This window comes from Hafnia psychrotolerans (assembly GCF_014639435.1).
GTDB classification, from domain to species: Bacteria; Pseudomonadota; Gammaproteobacteria; order Enterobacterales; family Enterobacteriaceae; genus Ewingella; species Ewingella psychrotolerans.
In genome coordinates, this window is record NZ_BMFZ01000001.1 from 586,412 (window position 1) to 610,232 (window position 23,821).

General features: G+C 55.6%; 21 protein-coding genes and 1 pseudogene. 12 read left to right on the forward strand and 10 right to left on the reverse strand.

The window, feature by feature from the left end; all coding sequences use genetic code 11:
* Positions 1 to 56: 56 nt before the first annotated feature.
* Positions 57 to 875, reverse strand: coding sequence for a histidine utilization transcriptional repressor HutC (gene hutC, locus IEV89_RS02700; RefSeq protein WP_188470129.1), 819 nt, complete (start codon positions 873 to 875; stop codon positions 57 to 59).
* Between the two features lie 244 nt (positions 876 to 1,119).
* Between hutC and IEV89_RS02705 the strand changes: the two genes are divergently transcribed.
* From IEV89_RS02705 to IEV89_RS02750, 10 genes are all read left to right on the forward strand, one after another.
* A complete protein-coding gene (locus IEV89_RS02705; protein WP_188470131.1) occupies positions 1,120 to 2,493 on the forward strand; it encodes a formimidoylglutamate deiminase in 1,374 nt (457 codons plus the stop codon).
* Positions 2,490 to 3,074, forward strand: a complete 585-nt coding sequence (locus IEV89_RS02710) for a HutD/Ves family protein (protein ID WP_188470133.1) — start codon at positions 2,490 to 2,492, stop codon at positions 3,072 to 3,074. The genes IEV89_RS02705 and IEV89_RS02710 overlap by 4 nt, the downstream gene beginning before the upstream one ends.
* A 254-nt stretch (positions 3,075 to 3,328) precedes the next feature.
* Positions 3,329 to 4,309: an ABC transporter substrate-binding protein gene (locus tag IEV89_RS02715; RefSeq protein WP_188470135.1), complete on the forward strand. Its 981-nt coding sequence runs from the start codon at positions 3,329 to 3,331 to the stop codon at positions 4,307 to 4,309.
* A 17-nt stretch (positions 4,310 to 4,326) separates the two neighbouring features.
* Positions 4,327 to 5,208 carry an ABC transporter permease gene (locus IEV89_RS02720; protein WP_188470137.1) on the forward strand — a complete coding sequence of 294 codons (882 nt, stop codon included), beginning with the start codon at positions 4,327 to 4,329 and terminating at the stop codon, positions 5,206 to 5,208.
* The gene (locus tag IEV89_RS02725) at positions 5,208 to 5,993 is read left to right on the forward strand and encodes an ABC transporter ATP-binding protein (RefSeq protein ID WP_188470139.1); all 786 of its coding nucleotides are present in this window, start codon (positions 5,208 to 5,210) and stop codon (positions 5,991 to 5,993) included. Before IEV89_RS02720 ends, IEV89_RS02725 begins: the two co-directional genes overlap by 1 nt.
* Before the next feature lie 116 nt (positions 5,994 to 6,109).
* On the forward strand, positions 6,110 to 7,660 hold the full coding sequence (gene hutH, locus IEV89_RS02730; protein WP_188470141.1) for a histidine ammonia-lyase: 1,551 nt from the start codon (positions 6,110 to 6,112) through the stop codon (positions 7,658 to 7,660).
* Positions 7,661 to 7,716: 56 nt separating this feature from the next.
* Complete coding sequence (gene hutU, locus IEV89_RS02735) at positions 7,717 to 9,399, forward strand: urocanate hydratase (protein WP_188470143.1); 1,683 nt, start codon at positions 7,717 to 7,719, stop codon at positions 9,397 to 9,399.
* A 179-nt stretch (positions 9,400 to 9,578) separates the two neighbouring features.
* Positions 9,579 to 10,745, forward strand: a complete 1,167-nt coding sequence (hisC, locus tag IEV89_RS02740) for a histidinol-phosphate transaminase (RefSeq protein WP_188470145.1) — start codon at positions 9,579 to 9,581, stop codon at positions 10,743 to 10,745.
* Positions 10,742 to 11,890: an alpha-hydroxy acid oxidase gene (locus IEV89_RS02745; protein WP_188470147.1), complete on the forward strand. Its 1,149-nt coding sequence runs from the start codon at positions 10,742 to 10,744 to the stop codon at positions 11,888 to 11,890. Before hisC ends, IEV89_RS02745 begins: the two co-directional genes overlap by 4 nt.
* A gap of 79 nt (positions 11,891 to 11,969) precedes the next feature.
* Positions 11,970 to 13,055, forward strand: coding sequence for an iron-containing alcohol dehydrogenase family protein (locus tag IEV89_RS02750; protein WP_188470149.1), 1,086 nt, complete (start codon positions 11,970 to 11,972; stop codon positions 13,053 to 13,055).
* Between the two features lie 387 nt (positions 13,056 to 13,442).
* Here the strand turns inward: IEV89_RS02750 and IEV89_RS02755 are convergent, their stop codons facing one another.
* From IEV89_RS02755 to IEV89_RS02780, 6 genes are read right to left on the reverse strand one after another with little or no spacing between them, the layout of a single operon-like run.
* Positions 13,443 to 14,219, reverse strand: coding sequence for an SDR family NAD(P)-dependent oxidoreductase (locus IEV89_RS02755; RefSeq protein ID WP_188470151.1), 777 nt, complete (start codon positions 14,217 to 14,219; stop codon positions 13,443 to 13,445).
* Positions 14,216 to 15,541, reverse strand: coding sequence for a hypothetical protein (locus IEV89_RS02760; protein WP_188470153.1), 1,326 nt, complete (start codon positions 15,539 to 15,541; stop codon positions 14,216 to 14,218). Before IEV89_RS02760 ends, IEV89_RS02755 begins: the two co-directional genes overlap by 4 nt.
* A gap of 2 nt (positions 15,542 to 15,543) precedes the next feature.
* Positions 15,544 to 16,884 carry a histidinol dehydrogenase gene (gene hisD / locus IEV89_RS02765; protein ID WP_188470155.1) on the reverse strand — a complete coding sequence of 447 codons (1,341 nt, stop codon included), beginning with the start codon at positions 16,882 to 16,884 and terminating at the stop codon, positions 15,544 to 15,546.
* A gap of 16 nt (positions 16,885 to 16,900) precedes the next feature.
* Positions 16,901 to 17,671: an ABC transporter ATP-binding protein gene (locus IEV89_RS02770; protein ID WP_188470157.1), complete on the reverse strand. Its 771-nt coding sequence runs from the start codon at positions 17,669 to 17,671 to the stop codon at positions 16,901 to 16,903.
* Complete coding sequence (locus IEV89_RS02775) at positions 17,671 to 18,480, reverse strand: ABC transporter permease (protein WP_188470159.1); 810 nt, start codon at positions 18,478 to 18,480, stop codon at positions 17,671 to 17,673. Before IEV89_RS02775 ends, IEV89_RS02770 begins: the two co-directional genes overlap by 1 nt.
* Positions 18,477 to 19,490: an ABC transporter substrate-binding protein gene (locus IEV89_RS02780; RefSeq protein ID WP_188470161.1), complete on the reverse strand. Its 1,014-nt coding sequence runs from the start codon at positions 19,488 to 19,490 to the stop codon at positions 18,477 to 18,479. The genes IEV89_RS02775 and IEV89_RS02780 overlap by 4 nt, the downstream gene beginning before the upstream one ends.
* A gap of 292 nt (positions 19,491 to 19,782) precedes the next feature.
* Between IEV89_RS02780 and IEV89_RS02785 the strand changes: the two are divergent.
* Both IEV89_RS02785 and IEV89_RS02790 read left to right on the forward strand, forming a co-directional pair.
* A pseudogene (locus tag IEV89_RS02785) lies at positions 19,783 to 20,130 on the forward strand (NAD(P)H-dependent oxidoreductase); the annotation flags it as partial.
* Positions 20,131 to 20,267: 137 nt separating this feature from the next.
* Complete coding sequence (locus IEV89_RS02790) at positions 20,268 to 21,449, forward strand: MFS transporter (RefSeq protein WP_188470163.1); 1,182 nt, start codon at positions 20,268 to 20,270, stop codon at positions 21,447 to 21,449.
* A gap of 70 nt (positions 21,450 to 21,519) precedes the next feature.
* Here the strand turns inward: IEV89_RS02790 and IEV89_RS02795 are convergent, their stop codons facing one another.
* From IEV89_RS02795 to IEV89_RS02805, 3 genes are all read right to left on the reverse strand, one after another.
* On the reverse strand, positions 21,520 to 22,017 hold the full coding sequence (locus IEV89_RS02795; protein WP_188470165.1) for an arsenate reductase ArsC: 498 nt from the start codon (positions 22,015 to 22,017) through the stop codon (positions 21,520 to 21,522).
* Between the two features lie 62 nt (positions 22,018 to 22,079).
* On the reverse strand, positions 22,080 to 22,508 hold the full coding sequence (arsC, locus tag IEV89_RS02800; RefSeq protein WP_188470167.1) for a glutaredoxin-dependent arsenate reductase: 429 nt from the start codon (positions 22,506 to 22,508) through the stop codon (positions 22,080 to 22,082).
* A 64-nt stretch (positions 22,509 to 22,572) separates the two neighbouring features.
* On the reverse strand, positions 22,573 to 23,790 hold the full coding sequence (locus IEV89_RS02805) for an arsenic transporter (RefSeq protein WP_188470169.1): 1,218 nt from the start codon (positions 23,788 to 23,790) through the stop codon (positions 22,573 to 22,575).
* Between the last annotated feature and the right edge of the window lie 31 nt (positions 23,791 to 23,821).

Consider the following 23,821-nt stretch of genomic DNA (forward strand, 5'->3'; position numbering starts at 1 on the left):
AAAAGTTGAACGAAGAGATAGCGGCCGTTCAACGCCGCCATTAAGGTGTGCCGGAATCAGCCGTGGCTGGTGAAACGTCCAAATAACTGATAGCGGGAACCGGGATAAATCAGGCGCGCGGAAGTCACCACGCGGCTGCCACTCCAGGTCCGGCGATGGATCAGGAGGCATGGCTCATGTTCTTTCAGTTGCAACAATTCGCGTTGCTCATCGCTGGCACTGATCGCTTCAACGCGATGTTCACCTGCCGTCAGCGGCGCGATTTCCATCAGATACGTATAGGGCGTCTGCTTGTTCAGCACCCGTTGCAGATAATCCGGGGCGGTTTCCGGGTTCACAAAACGGTCTTCGATCTGCACCGGCACGTTGTTTTCGTAGTGAACAATCTGCGAGTAAAACATCATTGTGCCGGTAGCGATACCGAGTTGCAGCGCCTGATCGGCGTCGGCCAGTCGTGCTTCGCACACCAGAACTTTGCTGTCATGGCGGTGACCGCGCTGGGCTATTTCATCAGCAATGTTGTGTACTTCCAGCATCGGGGTGTAGGCCTTTGCTTCTGCCACAAACGTGCCGACACCTTGCATGCGGATCAAAAAACCTTCACTGGTCAGTTCGCGCAGCGCACGGTTGATGGTCATGCGGCTGACGCCAATCTCATTGACCAGCTCACTTTCAGAAGGCACGCGCTGATGCGGTTTCCATACACCGGCACGGATCTGGCTGATGATCGCCTGTTTCACCCGCTGATAAATCGGTGCGGGCGTGTCGCTCATCGCGGCCGCCAGTTCGGACAATGTCTGCTGCGACACGGCCTGTTGTTGTACAGCCTGATGCTGTGCAGCACCATTTTGCGAAAGTGGCGTGGGCTCCGACATGTTTTTTACCTCACTCAACGAATTTCCAGAAATATTGGGAAAGTTTACCTGTCTGCCCGGCAGTTTCCATCAGTGGAGCCAGGGGAAAGGGCGTGACGGGAAACTAAATTTATAAAAAAAGGGTTGTTGCAAGTTTACAGCGCAATCAGGCATATGTATATGTATAGACAAGTCGCTTAAAAGTTTTGCAATTGTTTCCATTAAATTGCGTTTATGTTTCTTCTTACTGCTCAGGAATGCTGTCATGCCTGCTTATTTTACTTCACGCGCTTTACTTGCTGATGGCTGGGCGCATAACGTGCGGCTGGACGTCGATGCAGCCGGAATGCTGACGGCGGTGATCCCAAACAGCGATCCGCAGGGATGTTTGCCTCTTTCTGGCCCGGTGGTTCCGGGCATGCCAAATCTGCATTCCCACGCATTTCAGCGGGTAATGGCCGGGCTGGCCGAGGTCGCTGGTGATCCGCAGGACAGCTTCTGGACCTGGCGTGACCTGATGTACCGCATGGTGCAGCGCCTCACGCCTGAACAGGTTGGTATCATCGCCCGTCAGTTGTACATCGAAATGCTTAAGGGCGGCTACACGCAGGTGGCGGAATTCCACTATCTGCACAATGACATTAGCGGTCAGGCTTATGCCGATCACGGTGAAATGACCGCGCATCTGAGTGAAGTCGCCTTGCAAATAGGTATCGGGCTGACCCTGCTGCCGGTGCTTTACAGCTACGCCGGATTTGGCGCGCAACCCGCGCAGGCGGGGCAGAAACGATTTATTCAGGATGCCGACGGTTACCTGAAACAGCAAGAGATCATCCGCAAACAGCTCAGCGGGAAACACCTGCAAAATCAGGGGTTGTGCTTCCATTCCCTGCGCGCCGTGACGCTTGAGCAAATGCGGCAAGTGTTGCAGGCCGGTGACAAAAACCTGCCAGTGCATATACATATCGCAGAGCAGCAGAAAGAAGTGAACGATTGTCTGGGCTGGAGCGGGCAGCGTCCGATTTCCTGGCTGTATGACAATCTGGATATTGATTCGCGCTGGTGTCTGATCCACGCCACTCACGCTGATCGTTTTGAGCTGGCGAGTATGGCAAACAGCGGGGCAGTCGCGGGGTTGTGTCCGACGACTGAAGCCAATCTGGGCGACGGTATCTTCCCCGGCGTCGATTATTTGGCGCAGTCAGGGCGCTGGGGGATTGGTTCCGACAGCCATGTTTCCCTGAATGTGGTGGAAGAACTGCGTTGGTTTGAATACGGGCAGCGTCTGCGCGATCAGCGACGTAACCGGCTGACCACATCGGCGAAAAATTCTGTGGGTGATGTGCTGTATACACAGGCATTGCAGGGTGGTGCGCAGGCCTGTGGCACGGCTATCGGCCAGCTTTCTGCGGGCTACCGTGCCGACTGGCTGGTGCTCGACGGGCAGGATCCTTATCTTGCCGCCGCGAAAAACAGCGAGCTTCTCAACCGCTGGCTTTTCGCCGGCAATGCCGGACAGATCCGCGATGTGTATGTTGGCGGTATTCCGCGCATTATCAACGGTCAGCATGAGCAGCAGCAGGCTGCGGCGGCAGATTTCCTCGCGCTTCTCAGTCAGCTTTCACAGGACGTCGCATGAACGGCTGGCAGCGCTTTTCCTTCGACAGTCTGCCGGTCAGCCCGTGGCGCAATGGCGGTGGTGAAACCCGCGAAATCATCAGTTTCCCTGCCGGTAAAAGTGATTTTGACTGGCGCGCCAGCATTGCCACCATCGTGCAGGACGGCCCGTTCTCGGCATTTCCCGGCATTGACCGCTCCATCACCTTGCTCAGTGGCGATGGCGTGCATCTGCAGGCACAGCCTGACGTCGACCATTTGCTCGATGTTACCGGTGAACCGTTTTCGTTCAGCGGTGACATCGCGCTCAGCGCCCGCCTGATGGGCGGCGTCACGACAGACTTCAACCTCATGACGCGCCGTACCCATTATGCGTCAAGGGTGATTGCCGCCCGCGAACACCTCACGATAACGCGTGAAACCGGCGGGGTGATTTATGTTATTCGCGGAATGTGGCAGTTGGCGGATTGCACGCAACTGCGTGCGGGCGAAGGCTATTACTGGTCTGACGCAGCGGCTGAAAAAAACAATGGACCCGTGACTCTCAGGCCAGTTAATCAGGAACACGAATGCCTGCTGTTATGGGCGGCGATCACCCGATAAATACCTTCCGGGGCTGCGCTAAAATGACGCATGGCGCGCACTGAATTGATTCAATCGTTGGCGCAACATGCGCAATAACTGACGCTGAATGTTGCAAAACGGTATCTGCAGGAACTGGCATAAAGCTTGCTTAGATATTGCTGGCTGACTTGTATAGACAAGACTATACAGTAACGGAGTCAGTAGCGTAATTTGTCTGTGCGATTCACTGCAACAGGCATTCCCCGAGACAGGTACTTTGGCAGGAGTGGCAGATGAGCAACATGATTTCCAGGGCTGTACTGAAACGTTCGGTGTCTTTGTTAGGGCTGGCAGCGGCGCTGGCGAGTGTGGCTGTCAGCGCGGCGCAGGCGGCAAATACGCCGGTTGCTATTGGTATTTCTGGCTGGACTGGCTTTGCGCCACTGACGTTGGCGGACAAAGCCGGCATCTTTAAAAAGAACGGTCTGGATGTCACGCTGAAAATGGTACCGCAGCAGTCGCGCCATCTGGCTATCGCTTCCGGTTCCCTGCAATGTGCGGCGACCACAGTGGAAACCTATTTAACCTGGAATGCCAGCGGTGTGCCGATTAAACAAATCGTACAGCTGGATAAATCCTACGGTGCAGACGGTATCGCGGTGCGCAGCGGTATCAATAAAATTACCGACCTGAAAGGAAAAACCATCAGTGTGGATGCGCCGGGCACGTCATCTTACTTCCTGCTGGCGTGGATCCTCGATAAGAACGGCATGACGATGAAAGATGTCAAGCTGGCCACTCTCGGGCCGGATGCGGCAGCGCATGCCTTTATTGCCGGGCAAAATGACGCCGCAGTGACCTATGAACCGTACTTATCCAACATCCGTCAGAGCCCGGATAAAGGCAAAATTCTGGCAACTACGCTGGAATATCCGATGGTGATGGACACGCTGGGCTGTACGCCAGATTGGCTGGAAAAAAATCCCAAAGCCGCCCAGGCGCTGGTGAATAGCTACTTTGAAGCGTTGGATATGATCAAGAAAGAGCCAGAAAAATCCAATGAAATCATGGGTGCGGCGGTGAAAGAAACCGGTAAACAGTTTGCAGAAGAATCGAGCTATCTGCGCTGGCAGGACAAGGAGGCCAACCAGAAATTCTTCAGCGGTGAGATCGTGACTTTCACCAACGAAGCGGCGCGCCTGCTGACTGAGATGAAAATTCTGCGCAAAACGCCGGATATCAACACCTTATATGACGCGAAGTACGTGAAATAGCCATGAAGGACCCAGACATGAACAGTCCTGTCAGTCAGGCAGCAGAACATCCCGTTACTTCGCCGTCAGCCTTACGCGAACCGGCACCGTTGCCGGCAAGCAAAAAAGTCTGGCATAACCCGATGATGGTGCCTTTGCGCCCCGTCGCCTCGCGACATCGCTGGTTCCTCGGGGTCTGTTTCTTTGTCCTGTTTTTTGCCGTATGGGCGCTGGTGACGTTCACCGGTCTCGTCTCTGCAACATTCCTCGCCAGCCCGGCAAGCATGTTGCAGGAAGGCATTTTACTGTTTACCGATTTCGATTTTACGACCGATATCGGCATGACGGTGATGCGCGTGCTGGGCGGCTTTATTCTGGCGTGCGCCATCGCCGTTCCGCTCGGGATCCTGATGGGTTCTTATAAACTGATTGAAGCTTTCTTCGAGCCGTTTGTGTCATTTTGCCGCTATCTGCCTGCGTCAGCGTTTGTGCCGCTGCTGATCCTGTGGGCGGGTATCGGTGAAATGCAGAAAATACTGGTGATTTTTATCGGCTCTTTCTTTCAGATCACCCTGATGGTGGCGGTGACCGTGGGAGCCGCCCGGCGGGACCTGGTGGAAGCCGCGTATACCTTGGGTGCAACCAATCAGAGTGTGGTGCGTCGGGTGATTATCCCCGGTGCTGCACCGGAAATAGCCGAGTTACTCCGCCTCGTGCTCGGCTGGGCGTGGACTTACGTCATTGTGGCGGAGCTTATCGGCTCATCAAGCGGTATCGGCCATATGATCGTTAACAGCCAGGCGCTGCTCAATACCGGACAAATGATCTTCGGCATTATTGTGATCGGATGCATTGGTTTGCTCTCTGATCTGTTGTTCAAAGCGGCCAACCGTCGCCTGTTTGTATGGAGTTCACTGTGATGAGCTATCCGAAACTGAGTGTCCGTCAGGTTGAACGTATTTTTACCGGCCCGAAAGGTGAGAAAACACAGGCGCTGTTGCCAGTGGATTATCAGGTAGATGAAAACGACTTCATCACCATTCTCGGGCCTTCAGGCTGTGGTAAATCGACACTTTTGCGCATTGTGGCCGGGCTGGATCAACCGACGCGTGGCGAAGTGTGGCTCGATGGTGAACTCGTGGATGGCCCGGGTGCCGATCGTGGCATGGTCTTTCAGAGTTACACTTTGTTCCCGTGGCTGACCGTCGAACAAAACATCCGTTTCGGTTTGCAGGAACGCGGTGTGAGTCAGGCAGCGCAAAAAGAGCGCAGCGACTACTTTATTAATAAGGTCGGGCTGCGGGGTTTTGAGCAGCACTTCCCGCGTCAACTTTCCGGCGGGATGCAGCAACGTACCGCCATCGCCCGTGCGCTGGCCAACGACCCGAAAATTCTGCTGATGGATGAGCCTTTTGGCGCCCTTGATAACCAGACCCGCGTGATGATGCAGGAGTTGCTGTTATCGATTTGGGAATCCTCACGTAAAACCGTGTTGTTCGTGACGCACGATATCGACGAAGCGATTTTCATGGCCAATAAAGTGGCCATTTTCAGTGCCCGTCCGGGGCGGATTAAAACCGAAGTCGCGGTTAATTTCCCGCATCCACGGGATTACACCCTGAAGACGTCGCCGGAATTTATGGCGCTGAAAGCACGGGTGACTGAAGAAATTCGTACCGAAACGATGCAGGCGATGGATCACTGATCCCGTGCGCGGTACACAATAGATTTTAGATTTGTCATGTAATGCATAAAAACCCGGCGGGCTGCGTCCTTAGCTGGGTTTACTTCCGGTTTAACTTGTCTATACAGGAATAGATTATGGCTTCTTCATCCACCGAGTTAACCCTTTGCCGCCTGCAACCAGGTCATGTTGACTTGCCGATGTTGCGCAAGATTTATCAGGGCAATGTCCGCCTTGAACTGGCTGAGGAGGCCCGCGCAGGCGTGCTGGCGTCGCAGGAAACGGTCACCCGCATTGTTGAGTCGGGGAAAGTGGTTTATGGCATCAATACCGGTTTCGGCAAACTGGCACAAACGCGTATTCCGGCGGAACGGCTGGCGGAACTACAGCGCAATCTGGTGTTATCGCACAGCGTCGGTATCGGTAAGGATCTGGCGGATAATGTCGTCCGTCTGGTGATGGCCACCAAAGTGCTGAGCCTGTCGCGCGGCCACTCCGGTATTCGTATTGAGGTGATTGACGCGCTGATTTCCCTGTTCAATGCCAGTGTGTATCCGTGCATTCCTGAGAAGGGCTCCGTGGGGGCATCCGGTGACTTAGCCCCGCTGGCGCACCTTTCCCTGATGCTGATTGGCGAAGGTCAGGTGACTGCGCAGGGCGAAAAAATGTCGGCGAAAGAAGGCCTGGCGACCATCGGTCTGAAGCCGTTTGAACTCGGGCCAAAAGAAGGGCTGGCGCTGCTGAATGGCACGCAGGTTTCTACCTCGCTGGCGCTGTCAGGCCTGTTTGAAGCTGAACGCGTATTTTCTGCCGGACTGGTGGCTGGCGCATTGTCGCTCGAAGCCATCAAAGGGTCGATTAAACCGCTGGATGCCCGCATACATGAAGCCCGCGGCCAGTTGGGACAGATTGGCGTGGCGGCTGCGCTTACCAATATTCTGACTGGTAGTGACATTGTCACGTCTCATGCTGATTGCGGCCGCGTTCAGGATCCGTATTCCATCCGCTGTGTCCCTCAGGTGATGGGGGCTTGTCTGGATAACCTGCATCACGCCGCCCGTATTCTGCGTATTGAAGCCAATGCTGCATCCGATAACCCGCTGGTGTTTTCCGAAAACGGCGATGTGATTTCCGGCGGTAACTTCCATGCCGAACCAGTGGCTTTTGCTGCGGATATTATTGCGCTGGCCGTGGCTGAAATCGGTGCGATTTCCGAGCGCCGTATGGCCTTGCTGCTCGATACCGGGCTTTCCGGTTTGCCGGCGTTTCTGGTCAGTGACAGCGGGGTGAATTCCGGCTTTATGATCGCGCAGGTTACCGCTGCGGCGCTGGCGTCAGAAAATAAATCGCTGGCGCATCCGGGCAGCGTCGACAGCCTGCCGACCTCGGCGAATCAGGAAGATCATGTCTCTATGGCAACCTACGCCGCCCGCCGTCTGGGCGACATGTGCTTTAACACCAGCGTGGTGGTGGGCATTGAAGCGATGGCCGCTGCACAAGGTATTGATTTCCATCGTCCGCTACAAAGTTCAGTGACGCTGGAGAATGAAATGAAAGCTATCCGTGAAAAGGTCGCGTTTCTGGAAAAAGACCGCCTGATGGCACCGGACGTAGAAATGATGCGTCTGTGGGCTTCCCGTGAACGCTGGCCGGCGGCGATTGAAGCCCTGCTGCCGAGCTTTTCCTGATCACTTTTGCCCGATTATTTGTGAATAGAACACCCATTTTAGAGAAGGAAACGACGATGAATACGCCACAAAAAACTGCCGTTGCCCGCGTTGTTCGTGCCCCACATGGCACAAAACTGAGCTGCCAGAACTGGCTGATCGAAGCGGCCTACCGCATGATCCAGAACAACCTCGATCCGGATGTCGCTGAGCGCCCGGAGGATCTGGTGGTCTACGGTGGCATCGGTAAAGCCGCGCGTAACTGGCCGGCCTTTGAAGGCATTCTCGAGAGCCTTCGCCAACTGCGCGAAGATGAAACGCTGCTGGTGCAATCCGGCAAACCGGTGGGGGTGTTCCGCACCCATACCGACGCGCCACGTGTGCTGATTGCCAACTCCAACATTGTTCCACACTGGGCAAATTGGGATCACTTCCATGAGCTGGATAAAGCCGGTTTGATGATGTATGGCCAGATGACTGCCGGTTCCTGGATTTACATCGGTGCCCAGGGCATCGTGCAGGGTACTTATGAAACCTTCGCCGAAGCAGGGCGTCAGCATTACAACAGTGACCTGCGTGGCAAATGGATCCTGACTGCCGGTCTGGGTGGCATGGGCGGTGCCCAGCCACTGGCGGGCGTGCTGGCCGGAGCCTGCGTACTGGCAATTGAATGTCAGGAATCGCGCATCGATTTCCGTATTCGTACCCGTTACCTCGATTACAAAGCACACAGCATTGATGAAGCGCTGGCGATGATTGAAAAAGCCTGCGCCGAGAAAAAAGCCATCTCTGTCGGCCTGCTGGGTAATGCCGCAGAAGTGATGCCGCAGCTGGTTGCCCGTGCCAAACAAGGCGGTCTGCGCCCGGATATCGTTACTGACCAGACATCGGCACATGACCCGCTGAACGGCTATCTGCCGGAGGGCTGGAGCCTGGAAAAATGGCAGGACGCGCGTCAGGCAGATCCGCAATCGGTGATGAAAGCTGCCCGTGCATCAATGGCCAAACACGTTCAGGCCATGCTCGATTTTCATGCGATGGGCATTCCGACTGTCGATTATGGCAATAACATCCGTCAGGTGGCCAAAGACGAAGGCGTGGCAAATGCTTTTGATTTCCCGGGCTTTGTGCCCGCTTATATCCGTCCGCTGTTCTGTGAAGGTAAAGGCCCGTTCCGCTGGGTGGCGCTTTCCGGCGATCCGGAAGATATCTACAAAACGGATGCCAAACTGAAAGAACTGTTCCCTGATAACGCCAACCTCATCAACTGGCTGGATATGGCGCGCGAGCGCATTGCCTTCCAGGGGTTACCGGCACGTATCTGTTGGCTGGGGCTGGGCGAACGTCATATTGCCGGTCTGGCATTCAATGAAATGGTCCGCAACGGTGAGTTGAAAGCACCGGTGGTTATCGGGCGTGACCATCTCGACACCGGTTCGGTTGCCTCTCCAAATCGTGAAACTGAAGCGATGAAAGACGGTTCTGATGCGGTTTCCGACTGGCCGCTCCTGAACGCCTTGCTCAATACGGCAGGCGGCGCGACCTGGGTCAGTCTGCATCATGGCGGTGGCGTCGGAATGGGTTTCTCGCAACATGCCGGAATGGTGATTGTGGCTGACGGCACCAAAGAAGCGGATGCCCGCCTCGAACGGGTGCTATGGAATGACCCGGCAACCGGTGTGATGCGTCATGCTGATGCGGGCTATGAGCAGGCGAAAGACTGCGCTGAACGCAATCACCTGAATCTGCCGATGATCTGAAAGTGATTAGGGTAAGTGATTAATATATCACGTAATTAAATTGTACAAACCTCACGGGCACTGGTGCAGGCCGTTGCCCGTGTTGTATCTAAATCATTCGGAAAATGCTGCAAAAATTGGCGTAAAACGCTGCAGATTTACGGCATACTCGGGAGCATACCAACAGCGTGAGGTGAGTAATGGCTTCAGATCTGGCAGTTCTTGATTCAGCTTTTGATCACCAGCAACAGGTTCTGAAAAACCTGGCAAGACCCGCATCACGGTCACTGGGCGTTTATAACGCCGGGCTTTCAGCCGATGCCGTGCAGAAAAAATATGGCGTTGCCCATATTGCCAAACTGGCCAGCAATGAAAACCCGCTGGGTGCCAGCCCGCAGGTGGTGGCCGCGTTAGAAGCGGATGCCCGTTTCAGCGCGATTTATTCGGATGCATCGAGTGCGGCACTGCGTGATGCGCTGGCGGCGGATACCGGTGTGGCGGCGCAAAATATTGTTATCGGCAACGGTTCTGAAGACATCCTGCATATGCTGGCGCTGGCGTTTCTCAATCCCGGTGACCGTGTGGTTACGCTGATCCCCTCATTTGGTTTGCATGAAATTTTCCCGCGCATGATGGGGGCCGATGTCACGATGGTCGGTGTCAATGCACGGCAGGAGTTCGATATTGCTGCCTGGGAAACCGCGCTGTCTACCCCGGCTAAAATGGTGATTTTCAGTAATCCGTCCAATCCGGTGGGCTGCATGCTCAACCGTGAAGGATTCGCCCGCATTATTAATGCTGCTCCGGCGGATTGTGTGCTGGTGATTGACGAAGCCTATTTCGAATATTGTGAAAACGACACCGATTACCCTGACAGCCTACGGATGCTGGCTGAACAGTCACGGCCGTGGATTGTGCTGCGGACTTTTTCGAAAGCCTACGGACTGGCCGGACTGCGGGTAGGTTACGGTTTAGCCAGCCATCCTGAACTGGTTAATTTGCTGGACAGGGTGCGCACGCCTTTCAATATTAACCGTTCGGCACAGGTGGCAGCCATCGCGGCGTTGCAGGATAAACAGCATGTCCGCGACAGCATTGCACTGGTTACAACACAACGTAAGAGCATGGCGGGGGAACTTGCTGCACTCGGTTTTAACGTCGCCTCATCCCATGCCAACTTCCTGTTCTTCAATTGCGGCCGCCCGTCCATAGAGCTGGCACAACGCCTGCTCACATATGGTGTGATTATCAAACCCTGGCGTGAAATCGGTTATGAAAACTGGGTCCGTGTGTCCGTCGGCATTGAAAAGGATAACCGGCAGTTTATCGACAGCCTGAAACGCATTCTGACGGGAGGAGAAGCGTGAAACGTGCTGCGCTGAACATTGACGATTTACGCCAGCAGGCAAAATGCGCCTTGCCGCGTTTTGCGTTCAGTTATGTTGAAGGCGGGGCAGACGATGAACAAACGCTGAAAGATAACCGTGCGATCTTCGCCCGCTGGCGCTTTATTCCACCGGTGCTGAACGATTCCAGCCAGCGCGATTTGTCCGTCACGCTGTGCGGGCAGCGGCTTTCTGCGCCGTTACTGATTGCACCGACCGGTTATAACGGCATGCTACGTTACGGCGCGGATGCGATGCTGGCCCGCACGGCTAAACGTGCGGGTATCGGCTATATCCAGAGCACGGTTTCAACTGCATCGATTGAAGAGATCGCGGCACAAAAACTGCCGCAGCATTGGTTTCAGCTGTATGTGCTGAAAGACCGGGCTGTCACGACCGGCTTGCTGGATCGTGCGAAAGCGGCCGGTTGTACCACGCTGGTGGTCTCGGTCGATGCGGTGCATTTTGGTAACCGCGAAAAAGATAAACGCAATTACCGGCGGCCGATGAAATTATCGCTGTTGAGCATGATTGACGTCGCGCTGCATCCGGGTTGGGTTTGGCGAACGTTAAAGCCTGCAGGGATGCCGGGTTTTGGCAATCTGAAACCTTATGTTCCGGCGGATAAACAACGTGGTGCGGGCGGAGCGAGCTACTTCTCAGAGCAGATGGATACCCGTCTGAACTGGGAAACACTGCGCTGGATCCGCAGCCAGTGGCAGGGCGTGTTGTTGATCAAAGGGATCCTGGCGCCGGAAGATGCACGGCTTGCTTTGGCGAGCGGCGCTGATGGCATTGTGCTGTCAAACCACGGCGGGCGTCAGCTTGATGGTTCGGTGAGTGCGATGGAAGTGCTGCCTGAAATCCGCCAGCTTTGCGGTGCGCAGGCGACAATTCTTATCGACAGCGGTTTCCGCCGTGGCACTGATGTGGTGAAAGCATTGGCGCTGGGTGCCGATGCGGTGCTGCTCGGCAGGCCGATGTTGTACGGCGTCGCCGCAGCCGGTGAAGCTGGCGCGCAACGAGCACTGGAGATTATTTTGCAGGAAGTTGACCGGACAATCGCACAGCTTGGTTGTACCTCGGTCAGTCAGTTGGGGCCGCATTTGTTGCGCCGCCAGCCATAACGGTTTGAAGAAATAATTAAAGCATTCTGAGAGCGTTTTCATCAGACCCGTCAGAGACAACTATCAAGGAGAGGCAGTTATGCAGGCACAGAATATTATCTTCCCGGCGCAGATCCTGCGCGGCCCCGGCGTTATTTCTCAGCTTGGTGATATTTGCGCGCTACTGGGCACCCGTGCGCTGGTGATTGGCGGGCATCAGGCGCTGGCTGCCGCGGGGGATAAAATCCGCCATCAGTTGGAAGGTTGCGCGGTAGAACTGGTTGGCAGCGAGTGGTTTGGTGGTGAGAGCAGTGAAGGCAATATCAGCCGCCTGGCGAAAATCGTTAAAGATAAAAAAGCCGATATCGTGATTGGTGTGGGTGGCGGCAAATCTCTTGATACCTGCAAAGCCGTTGGCGTGGAAACCAATGTGCCGGTTGTGACGATTCCGACGATTGCCGCGACCTGCGCCGCGGTCACGCCGCTGACTGTCCGTTATCACGACGACGGGCATTTTCGGGATTTATTCCCGCTGCCACAGGCACCGGCTTCGGTGATCATCGACAGCGACATTCTGGCCGTTGCCCCACTACGCTGGCTGGCGGCGGGGCTGGGCGACACACTGGCAAAATGGTATGAATTCCGTGCCATCAGTAGTCATCACGGCCCGCTGAGCGGCGTCGCGCGTTCTTCCAGCGCCAACAGCCGGATCTGCTATGACCTGATTGAATCTTACGGCCCGGCGGCCTGCGACGCCGTCCGCGCCGGTAAACCGAATGCTGAGCTGGATCAGGTGCTCGACGCTATTTTCATGTTCGCCGGCCTGACATCCCTGATGAGCAGCGGGGCGCACGCCGCCGCTTCCCATGCCATCTATGAAGGTTTCACCGTCTGCGATAAAACCCGCGAATTCGGCCACGGCCTGCTGGTCGGTTTCGGCAACCTGTGCCTGCTGGCGCTGGAAAACCGCAGCGACGAAGAGTTGCTGGAAGCGGTGAAACTGGCACAGGCCTGCGCCGTTCCGCTACGGCTGAGTGAAATCGCTGATCTGAATGCCGAAGAACTCGACAGCATCGTGAAAGCCTCTCTGCACGCGCCAGATATGGAAAATATGCCGGGACATGTGACGGCAGAGGCACTGTATGAGGCGATTTCGCGGGTAGAGGCCATGGCGGATCGGGTTTGATGCCTGTTGGAAAGGGGAGAAATTTCAAAATCAAAATCAAAACCAAAACCAAAACCTTGGGTTGCCACCCAAACTGGCCTTAAGAGGCGCCTATCGCCGCGCCTCTTAAGAATCTCCGGCTCTTTCACTGCACGCTATCGCAGGCACGACGGACATGTTCCGACGCATTAGCGAGTGGCGCAAATCCAGGTGCTTCGCACTGCCTTCTCTCGGTCTTCGAGCCATAGGTCTCGAAGCCGCTCCGTTCAGCTGAATTTTGAGCACGCCAATCAATTTTTCTAAAAAGATGAAAATCATCCTGCCGTTGAATGTTAGATCGTGCGGGCGTTTCGAGACCTTGGGCTCGAAAACCGAAATGAGGGAACCGCTTCGATGTCCGGTCTGACATCAGATCCCCGCTAAATATCCACCGTCCACATACAGCACCTGTCCGGTGATATAAGCCGCAGCGGAACTGCTTAGAAACACCGCTGCGCCGATCAGATCTTCCAGTTCGCCAAATCTGCCGAGCGGAATTTTCGCCTGCATCTGCTGACACCAGGCGGCGTTGTCATAAAACGCCGCCGTCAGGTCTGTTTTGAAATATCCCGGCCCGATGCCGTTTACGCGAATATTATTAGATGCCCACTCCGTCGCCAGCGTATGTGTCAGGCCAACCAGCGCGGATTTCGATGCGCCGTAGGGTGCGGCGCCAGGCACACCGACCTGACTGGTCAGGGAACACAAGTTCAGAATACTGCCGCCACCGTTTTCCGCCATCAGACGTGCTGCGGCCTGAGCGCAGAAAAAAGCGCCTTTAAGATTGGTGGTCAGAATGCGGTCCCACAGCACTTCGTCGACATCCATCGACGGGCATAACTGTTCAGTACCGGCATTGTTAACCAGCACATCCGGCGGCGCGGGCAAGGAGGCGAATGCGGCAGTAAAGGTGGCGGGCTGTGTGACATCCAGCACCAGCGGTGTGGCGTCACCGCCTTGCTGGCGGATGTGTTCACAGACGATATTCAGCGTGGTGATATCACGCCCGCAGACAATGACGCTGGCTCCGGCTCCGGCTTGTGCCATACCTGAAGCCAGGGCCTGACCAATGCCGCGTGAACTGCCGGTGATCAGTACCCGCCTGCCTTGCAGCGAGAAACGTTGCAGGGAAAAAGAGGGTGTCATAGCGGTTTCCCTGCCGGGCTGATCCCCGCCAGCCAGTCGCTGAATTCATCGGTATCTTCAACCGGCTCGCTTCCCAGCATCATGGCGATGGCCAGCCCAAGCGCTGAACTGGCAGGAGTATGGCCGCTGAACCCACCGGCGCGTAAATCCAGCACCAGCGTCGGACAGCAGAACATAGCGAGACGGAAGATTCGCTGCCAGTGGGGCGGTAGCCAGCCGCGGCGGGCAAGTTGCGCCAGTAACGGCTGCCAGTACTCCTCGCCTTTATCGCGTAAGAAAGCGGTGCGCAGCGGGGTTAACTGCCAGTTATGATTGACATATAACGTGTCGCCGCGGCGCATCACCGTCACTTTGTAGAGTTCGCCACAGCGTGAAGGCTCATACAGCCACAGCGGATGGGCAAAAATGTTGTGGAACGTGGCTTTAATTTCAGCCAGCAGCGCCGGAATATGACGACCGGCAAACGCGGGGTCGAAGCTGACCAGTTGCGGGATTTCTTCCGTGGTGTCGTACCAGACATTGGCATTGTGTGCGTCACCGTGCGCGATGACCACGCCGTGGTCGGCCAGCGCCGCCGGTGCCAGCCGGATCCCGGCTTCACTGAATAATTGTCGCAGACTGTGCTGATAGGTCACGCCGTTGATCACCCAGCGCAGGTTGCTCAGTGTCTGCCATTCCAGCTCCTCATCTTCCAGCCGGAAGGTTTTACCGACGTAAAAACGGGCCACGCGCCCACCAAAACCCGCGGTGATTTCCGGGTTTTCCGGAGAAATCAGCCGGTGGTAGAACAGCTGATGGATAGGTTCGGCCGCCACCGCGCTGACTGAGCCGGGTTTGAGCGTCGGCAGGGTGTGAATCAGAATATCGCGGTCTGCGCGGCGCTGAGCCTCTTCGATTTCCGCTTCCTGATCCCACGCCTGCTGCTGTTCAATATCGCGGCAGATGTCCGCCATCCGCCGGTCATGGCGCAATGTGTACATCAGGATCTGACGTCCTGGCTCGCCACAGGCGTACACCGGCACGTCCACCCGAAAGCCGTTTTCCCGCAGCAGTTCCGCGTTGTAATACTCCTCAATGGTTTTATCCTCGCCTTCTTCATTATGATATTTGAAGAAAAGCGCGCGGCCATCATCGAGGGTGACGGTGCCGTTGAGGGAGTTGAGGCTGTACTGGTCGCGGTTGATGGTCAGTTGACCGGCTGTCACGCCAGTGACTTCGCCGATGAGCTGGCGCAAAACGTCCGCCGCCTGTTGCCATTTTCCCGCCTGCACTAACTGACGCGCCTGCGCGGCCAGTGGTTCACTGCCCGTCATATTGCTCATCGTTATTGGCCTTTTTTGTTGATGATCTCAGTGCGTAAAGCCGATACCGCCAGCGCGTGGCCGGGGAATCCTTCATACAACGCAAAGGCGTGTGCTTTATCGGCCAGCGGCTGATAGCCTTCGCGGGTGACATAGCCCACAGATATACGTTTCATGTAATCGAAAACGGACAGTGGCCCGACGGTTTTTGCCGCACCGTTTGTCGGTAAAACCGCATTGGGTCCGAGAACGAAATTCCCCAGCGTGATCGGCGTGTAATTACCGAGCAGGATTTCACCGGCATTGCGGATTTTTCCCATCACGGCCATCGGTTCTTCGGCCAGAATTTCCAGATGCTCCGGCGCGTACTGGTTAACGAATTCAACGGCGGCGGCGAAATCTGCTGTCAGTACCACGCCGCCGTGGGTTCCGCACAATACCGCCTGTGAGAATCCGGCGCGTTTTTCATCAAGCTGCGCCCAGTAGCCTGGCAATGCGGCGATGGCTTGTTCCGCCACGCGACGACTGTTGGTGACCAGATAGGCTGAAGAATCCGGACCATGCTCTGATTCGATGATCAGATCCAGCGCCGCCAGTGCGCCGTCCACACTGTCATCGGCGAGGATCAGGCTTTCGCTTGGCCCGGCCGGAATACCCGGGTCGATAAGGCCGGAGAGCTGACGCTTGGCCGCGACCACCCATGGGCTGCCGGGACCGACAATTTTCAGACATTTAGGCACGGTCCCGGTACCGAATGCCACGGCTGCCACGCCTTGTGCGCCGCCGCATTTGTAGACTTCAGTGATGCCGACAAGACGCGCAGCCACCAGGGTGGCGTCATCGACTTTGCCGTCAGGACCCGGCGGGGTGATGACAATGGCGCGTTTTACGCCCGCGACAACGGCCGGAATGGTGGTCATCAGTAACACGCTTGGGAATGAGCCTTTGCCACGCGGTACGTAACAGGCGACAGAATCGATCGGGACATGGCGGTCACCGGCGAATGCACCGGGGCGGATTTCTTTCATCCACATGTCTTCCGGTTTCTGCGCTTCATGGAAAGCGCGGACGTTTTCGACGGCGAAACGGATCGATTCCACGACTTTCGGATCGAGGCGTTCAAACGCGGTTTCGAATTCCGTGTCTTCTGCCCGAATGCTCATATGCGGCGCGGTGACGCCATCGAAATCACGCGCAAAACGGCGCAGGGCGGCATCGCCTTCGGTACGTACGGCTTCGATGATCGGCGCGACGCGTTCAGTGAAAAACGACAAATCGGCTTCCGTGCGTTTGAACAGCTCTGCGGGCAGTTCGCAAGAACCGCTCAGATCGTGAAAAGTTACGGCTTGGAAAGGTGCAGACATGGTCAATCTCCGGTTATCAGGCCAGCGCAGCGTGCGGATGGCCGCTGCGAATAGTGTGCAGAACCTGGCGTTGCAGGTCGGTGAATTCCGGGCTGGCGATCAGTTCCTCACGGCGCGGACGCGGTAACGGCACGTCGTAAGTCGCCGCGATCGTGCCGGGGCCCATCACCACGATGCGGTCAGAAAGGTAAACCGCCTCTTCAATATCGTGCGTGACGAACATGACGGTCAGCCGGTGTTGCTCCCAGATGCCGGTCAGTAATTCCTGCATCTGGTGGCGGGTCATGGCGTCCAGCGCGCCAAAGGGTTCATCCATCAGCAAGATTTTAGGGCGGTAAGACAGTGCACGGGCGATGGCAACACGCTGTTTCATGCCACCGGAAAGCTCCGCAGGCCAGGCGTCGGCAAACGGCATCAGCTGAACAAGCTCAAGATGCTGTTCGGCTTTTTCACGGCATTCGGTCCGGCTGAATCCGGCGGCTTTCAGCGCGAACTCAATGTTCTGCCGCGCTGTCAGCCACGGTAGCAGGGTATATGACTGAAACACCACGCCCCGGTCGATACCCGCGCCGCGAATGGTTTTGCCATCCACCTGAACGTCGCCGCTGTCGTAATCTTCAAGCCCTGCGGCAATCGACAATAAAGTGCTTTTGCCGCAACCGGACGTACCGACCACCGAGACGAATTCGTTATCCGCCAGCGTCAGGCTGATGTCATGCAGCACTTCGCGCGTTTGCTTGCCAACCTGAAAACTTTTGTGCAGATGGGAAATGGTTAACACCGACATCAGACGCGCCTCTTGTTGTAGCGGAACAGCACGCGCTCGAGGGCACGCATGATCTGATCACTGATTAAACCCAGAATGCCCAGTAGCAGGATGTAACCGATGATGGTGTCAGTCTGGAAGAAACGTTGTGACACCACGATGCGGTAACCGAGCCCGGAGGTGGAGGCCACCAGTTCGGCCAGCACCAGCCACGTCCACGCCCAGCCGAGACTGATGCGCAGGGCGTCCCAGATACCCGGCAGCGCGCCGGGTAAGACGATACGGAACAAGATTTTGCGATCCGGCATGCCTAACGTGCGGCCTAAGCCGACAAAATCGCCAGGCACTCGTTTCACGGCGTCGATCACCATCAGTACCTGCTGGAAGAAGGTACCAATCCAGATGATCAGGAATTTCTGCACATCGTCAGTGCCGGTCCACAGAATGGTCAGCGGCACGAACGCCACCACCGGCATATAACGAATGAAATCCACCAGCGGTTCGGTCAGCGCTTTGAAGAAGCCGTAACAACCCGCCAGTACGCCAATCACAATCGACATCACCGAGGAGATCGCGAAGGCGATACTGATGCGGTACAGGCTGCTTTTAATGTCGCTCCACAATGTACCGTCCTGCGCCAGACTGACCATTTTCAGCCAGACATCAGTCAGTTTGGGTAGGAAAATTGGCGGGATCGCGCCGCTGCTTGTTGCCAGTCCCCAGGCCATAAACAGGATAATGAACAGCGTGACCGCAATGCCGACGAACAATTTGCGCGACGGCAGGCGGCCAATCACCATCAGATTGAGCGGTTTTCGACGCGAGCTCATGGCAGGCTGTTCACGAAGCTGGCGTCAATCACCTCAGCGGCGGTCACCGGTTTAGGAATAAGACCGGCGGCGGTGGCGGCTTTCAACACGTGGGTAAAAGTCTGGTCAGCGAAGGTGTGGCTGAGTACCTGTTTGTTTTCTGCCAGCGAGTAATATTTGACGCCGTCAAACGCGGTTTCCAGATCAGCAGGCGTTGCGCCAACGGCTTTGGCGATAATCGCGCGATCTGCCGTGGTATTGGCCTGATAATGGGTCAGAGCGGCATCCCAGCTTTTAATCAGCGCGGCGATCTGTCCCGGTTTTTCTTTCAGCACGGAATCACGGACCACCAGCACATCGCCAATCAGGCCGGGGTCAGAAGACCCGCTGTAGAGCATTTTCAGCGACGGATCCTGTTTTTTCGCGGCAGAAATGTAGGGTTCGTAAGTCACGGCAGCGGTTACGCGTTTGGCGATCAGCGCGCTGCCTGCAGAATCAGCGGGCATCGGTACCGGCGTGATATCGCTCCATTTCAGCCCTGCGGCATTAACCGCGCTGTGCAGCAGAATGTCGCTGGTGGTGCCTTCTTCAAAGGCCACCTGTTTGCCTTTCAGATCTTTGAGCGTGGTGATGTCTTTACCGACCAGTAGGGCGTCTGCGGTTTCGCTTTGATCAAGCAACAGCACGATTTTGACCGGTAAACCGGCTGAGACCATCGCCATTGCGGTGTGCGTGGCAATGTTTGCACCGTCGATCTGGCCGCTGGCTAAGGCGGCGTTGATGTCTTTATCTTCGGCGAAATTAATGATATCGACCTTTTCCAGCCCCTGTTGTTTAAAAATGCCCTGACTTTGTGCAACGTGCCACTGGCCGTAGCCCAGCCAGGGCTCGATCCCCATTTTGAACGTGCCGGTTTCCGGCGCGGCCGCGATTGCTGACGTGTTCAGGCTGAAGGTACCGAGTACGCTCAGGCAGCAGGCCAGTGCCAGTTTGCTTTTGAAGAAGTCGGTTAAGGTCTGAGAAGGTGACATAATTTCCTCGCTTGGTGTGGGAAGAGACAAAGACAGCTAAAAAAATTCTAATGTGCAACCCTGTATAGACAAGTTGATTAAGCAATTACTACGCCACAGTTGAAATCGCGGAAGGAAATCAGGCAGGGCTTTGATGTTATACATTTTTAGAGAATTAATGAGAAGAAGGTAAACGAACCTATGAATAAAAGTGATAACTTGCACCACAAGATGACTTTCATTGCTCTTATATGGAGCAGTTCTGCGTTACGCGTAAGGGCTGAAGGGCTGGTTTTAAATTTAAAAAGTTACATCGGTAGGCGCTGTTCGCCCTTCTCAGGGGAAAACCCTTGCCATCATGCAGGTCAGTGGCGGATCACAGTCGTTTAATGCCCTGAATCAGATGCGCATTCTTGGCCGATGGATGCGCATGATCACCATCCCGAATCAGTCCTCCGTCGCCAAGGCATTTCTGGAGTTCGATGAAAACGGCAGAATGAAGCCTTCCGCTTATTACGACCGCATTGTCGACGTAATGGAAGAGCTGATGAAATTTACGTTGTTAACCCGTGGCAATGCTGAATACCTGGTTGACCGTTACAGCGAACGCAAAGAAAGTGCCGCCGACCTGTCAGCCAGAGTTAACCAGAAAAGCATTTGAGAGTGTCACATCCTGCATGTAGTGTCGCGGCTGTGCAGCACGCGCAGCTATAGCCTGATGAACGCATCCGGTTAATAAAGCAGAGTCGTCATAATTATCCTGTAATCTCCCCGTTTTTGCCCGAAGGAGCATTCACGTTGGAACTGGTTATTGTAAAGGGTAGGGTGACGTTATTCGTGGGGTTAACCCAGCTGATTAACTGGGGCATTACCTTTTACTTGCTGGGCGCATTTGGGCAGGCTATCGGCAGGGAGCTGGGATGGACGCAGGTGATGACCTATTCCGGGCAGACGCTGGCCATGGGCGTAATGGGATTCACCTCGCCCTTTTCCGGCAAGTTATTGAGACACCTGGGTGGAAAAAAGATGATGGCCAGCGGCATCGTGCTGAACGCCATCGGATGTCTGTTGTTAGCGGCCAGTCAGGGGCCCCTGAGCTACTGGACTGCTTGGGTTATCATGGGCGCAGGGATGCGATTGTCTCTTTATGACGCCGCCTTCGCCGTGCTGGTGGATATCGCGGGGCCATCGGCACGAAAATCCATGACGCAGGTAACGCTGCTGGGCGGTCTTGCTTCTGTGGCCTTCTGGCCGGTAGGTTCGTGGCTTTTAACGGTGATGGGGTGGCGTGCCGGCACGGTATGCTATGGGCTGTTTGCGCTGATGAGCCTTCTCTTACTCCGTTGTCTGCCCGATAAAACGCCATCGCCAGCGATTTCTGTTACCCAACCAACTCCGTCCTCCTGTGGGGTAGTCGACGACAGCAACCGTTGGTCTGGCTGGATTTACGCCGCTCTGATGGCCTTGCTGAGCTTTCTCTCCACGGGGATTTCCGCGCATCTCCCCGCCATGCTCGCAGGCTTCGGCGTACCGGTATTGGTTGGCACACTCTGGGGTGTCGGTCAGGTCAGCGCCCGCCTGAGCGACGTTTTTATGGGCGCAAAAGGTTCGCCGTTGGGGCTGAATATGCTGGTGGGCGGTATGTTACCTTTCTGTTTTGTGTTCAGCCTGTTTAGTGTCCACTCCACCGTTTACGCGGCTCTCTTCGTGTTAAGTTATGGTGCAGCCAACGGCCTGTCGACGCTGGCTCGGGCTACTTTACCCCTCATTCTGTTCGATAAACATCTGTATGCGGACAAACTCGGTACACTTCTGATGCCGAGCTTTTTCCTTTCCGCTCTGGCACCGGCCATCTATGCCAGCCTTCTGGACGCCATGGGCATTTATGGCACCTTGCTGTTTTCCCTGTCCATTTCACTGATAATTACTATCCTTAGCGTCGCTCTTTCGTTTAGGGTGCGGTACAGGCAGGGTGCATGAAAGGAGAAAGCCGCTGAGAAGAAAACCGTGCGCGAGCCTCAGCAGGCTGTCAGGTAAGTCACGCTTAGGCTTAATTATCGCTGCCCCATTGTCGAAGCTGGGCCTGAAGTGACATGCGTTCAATTTTATCCATTGGCAGGCTGACGAACAATCTCAGCCGGGTAGCTATTTGTTTTTCAACTTTCACAAATCCCCGAATACGTTCTTCTTCATTCCCCTCAATGGCGGTAGGATCAGGGAACCCCCAGTGTGCCGTTATCGGTTGCCCCGGCATCACCGGACAGCCTTCACCGGCGGTTTTATCGCAGAGCGTAAAGATAAAATCCATGTGCGGGACATCACTGCCGGTAAAATGCTCTAACCCCTTGCTGTAAAGCGATGATGTATCCATCCCCTGCCTGGTCAGTACCTCCAGCGTAAGGGGATGAGGTGTGTCCATCGGTGCGCTGCCTGCGCTGAAAGCCTCAAATTTATCTCCGGCCATCGTATTGAGCAGCGCTTCGGCAAACAGGCTTCTGGCTGCGTTGCCCGAACACACGAATAGAACCCGATATTTTTTCATAGCCATTCTTTTACCCCTTAGGTAAGAAAGGCAACCCGTTTATGGGTTGCCTTCCGTTTCACTCCGGTTTATTTAGAAACCCGCTTTCCCTGGGCATCAACTACGGCTTCGCCGTCTTCTTTGGAGAAGGCGCCTTGCTGTGCGTCCGGCAGAATATCCAAAACCACCTCCGACGGGCGACACAGTTTGGTGCCCAGCGGCGTCACGACGATCGGACGGTTGATCAGGAGAGGATATTGCAACATGTAGTCCACCAGTTGCTCATCACTGAACGTATCTTCATTCAGGCCCAGTTCCTCATAAGGTTCGACATTTTTTCTCAGCAGTGACCTCACTGAAATACCCATGTCGCCGATAAGCTTGACGAGTTCATCGCGGCCCGGCGGTGTTTCAAGATAGTGAATAACGGTCGGCTCAACACCGCTGTTGCGGATGAGTTCAAGCGTGTTACGCGAGGTGCCGCAGGCTGGATTATGATAAATCGTGATAGAGGTCATAACGGTGCTCTCTTGTGAGTAAGGCCCGCAGTGACGTTACGGCGGGCGGGTAGTCAGGGGTGAATTAATGGGCGAACGATAAGCGTAAGGCAAGGGCGGCCAGCGTTACAAACAGCACCGGGAGAGTCATCACAATGCCGACCCGGAAGTAATATCCCCAGGTGATCTTAATGTCTTTCTGCGACAACACGTGGAGCCATAGCAGGGTGGCCAGGCTGCCGATTGGGGTGATTTTTGGTCCCAAATCACTGCCGATAACGTTGGCATAAATCATGGCCTCTTTGATCACGCCCGCCGCACTGCTACCTTCAATGGACAGCGCGCCGATCAGCACCGTCGGCATGTTGTTCATGATGGAGGAGAGGAAGGCGGTCAGGAAGCCCGTGCCCAGGGTCGCGACCCACAGACCTTGCTCAGCAAAGCGGTCGAGGATCAGTGACAGGTAATCGGTCAGGCCGGCGTTGCGCAGGCCGTATACCACCAGGTACATACCCAGAGAGAAAATGACGATTTGCCACGGGGCGCCGCGCAGCACCTTGCCGGTGTTGATCGCATGACCGCGCTTTGCCACGATAAACAGAATAAGTGCGCCCACCGCCGCGACGGCACTGACCGGCACGCCCAGCGGCTCCAGCCCAAAGAACCCGATCAACAGCAGCAGTAGCACAAACCAGCCCGTTTTAAAGGTCAGGGTATCCTTGATAGCTTCGCGTGGTTCCGGCAATTTAGACACGTCATAGGTGGCAGGAATGTCTTTACGGAAAAACAGGTGCAGCATGGCCAGCGTTGCCACGATGGCTGCAATGTCGACAGGCACCATGATCGAGGCATAGTCGTTGAACCCGATCTTGAAAAAGTCGGCGGAGACAATATTCACCAGGTTTGACACGATAAGCGGCAGGCTGGCACTGTCGGCGATGAATCCCGCCGCCATCACAAAGGCCAGCGTCGCGCCGCGACTGAAGCCCAATGCCAGCAGCATGGCAATAACGATTGGCGTGAGAATGAGCGCGGCCCCGTCGTTGGCAAAGAGCGCGGCAACCGAAGCACCGAGCAGGACAATGTAGGTAAACAGCAGACGCCCCCGGCCGTTGCCCCACCGCGCGGTGGCCGTCGCATTCCACACAATGTTCCACACGACGGGAATGTCGCCAACGTGGACCACGCCAGAGACCAAAGCCAGCGCGGCGCCGATAATGGCGCTCCAGCCGATACCCAGGCCTTTAGGCTGCCAGATAACTAACACAATCGTCAGAACAAAAATCGCCCCTGCTAACCACATACTTTCTCTCCTGCGCGGAACAGTTATGCCC

Excerpts from the sequence above, each read along its gene's own strand:
- hutH (WP_188470141.1), top strand. The coding sequence starts at position 6,110 with ATGGCTTCTTCATCCACCGAGTTAACCCTTTGCCGCCTGCAACCAGGT.
- IEV89_RS02750 (WP_188470149.1), top strand. The coding sequence starts at position 11,970 with ATGCAGGCACAGAATATTATCTTCCCGGCGCAGATCCTGCGCGGCCCC.
- arsC (WP_188470167.1), bottom strand. The coding sequence starts at position 22,508 with ATGACCTCTATCACGATTTATCATAATCCAGCCTGCGGCACCTCGCGT.
- IEV89_RS02720 (WP_188470137.1), top strand. The coding sequence starts at position 4,327 with ATGAACAGTCCTGTCAGTCAGGCAGCAGAACATCCCGTTACTTCGCCG.
- hisC (WP_188470145.1), top strand. The coding sequence starts at position 9,579 with ATGGCTTCAGATCTGGCAGTTCTTGATTCAGCTTTTGATCACCAGCAA.
- hutU (WP_188470143.1), top strand. The coding sequence starts at position 7,717 with ATGAATACGCCACAAAAAACTGCCGTTGCCCGCGTTGTTCGTGCCCCA.
- IEV89_RS02780 (WP_188470161.1), bottom strand. The coding sequence starts at position 19,490 with ATGTCACCTTCTCAGACCTTAACCGACTTCTTCAAAAGCAAACTGGCA.
- IEV89_RS02705 (WP_188470131.1), top strand. The coding sequence starts at position 1,120 with ATGCCTGCTTATTTTACTTCACGCGCTTTACTTGCTGATGGCTGGGCG.
- hisD (WP_188470155.1), bottom strand. The coding sequence starts at position 16,884 with ATGTCTGCACCTTTCCAAGCCGTAACTTTTCACGATCTGAGCGGTTCT.
- IEV89_RS02805 (WP_188470169.1), bottom strand. The coding sequence starts at position 23,790 with ATGTGGTTAGCAGGGGCGATTTTTGTTCTGACGATTGTGTTAGTTATC.
- IEV89_RS02795 (WP_188470165.1), bottom strand. The coding sequence starts at position 22,017 with ATGGCTATGAAAAAATATCGGGTTCTATTCGTGTGTTCGGGCAACGCA.
- IEV89_RS02710 (WP_188470133.1), top strand. The coding sequence starts at position 2,490 with ATGAACGGCTGGCAGCGCTTTTCCTTCGACAGTCTGCCGGTCAGCCCG.
- IEV89_RS02775 (WP_188470159.1), bottom strand. The coding sequence starts at position 18,480 with ATGAGCTCGCGTCGAAAACCGCTCAATCTGATGGTGATTGGCCGCCTG.
- IEV89_RS02770 (WP_188470157.1), bottom strand. The coding sequence starts at position 17,671 with ATGTCGGTGTTAACCATTTCCCATCTGCACAAAAGTTTTCAGGTTGGC.
- IEV89_RS02715 (WP_188470135.1), top strand. The coding sequence starts at position 3,329 with ATGAGCAACATGATTTCCAGGGCTGTACTGAAACGTTCGGTGTCTTTG.
- IEV89_RS02760 (WP_188470153.1), bottom strand. The coding sequence starts at position 15,541 with ATGAGCAATATGACGGGCAGTGAACCACTGGCCGCGCAGGCGCGTCAG.
- IEV89_RS02725 (WP_188470139.1), top strand. The coding sequence starts at position 5,208 with ATGAGCTATCCGAAACTGAGTGTCCGTCAGGTTGAACGTATTTTTACC.
- IEV89_RS02755 (WP_188470151.1), bottom strand. The coding sequence starts at position 14,219 with ATGACACCCTCTTTTTCCCTGCAACGTTTCTCGCTGCAAGGCAGGCGG.
- hutC (WP_188470129.1), bottom strand. The coding sequence starts at position 875 with ATGTCGGAGCCCACGCCACTTTCGCAAAATGGTGCTGCACAGCATCAG.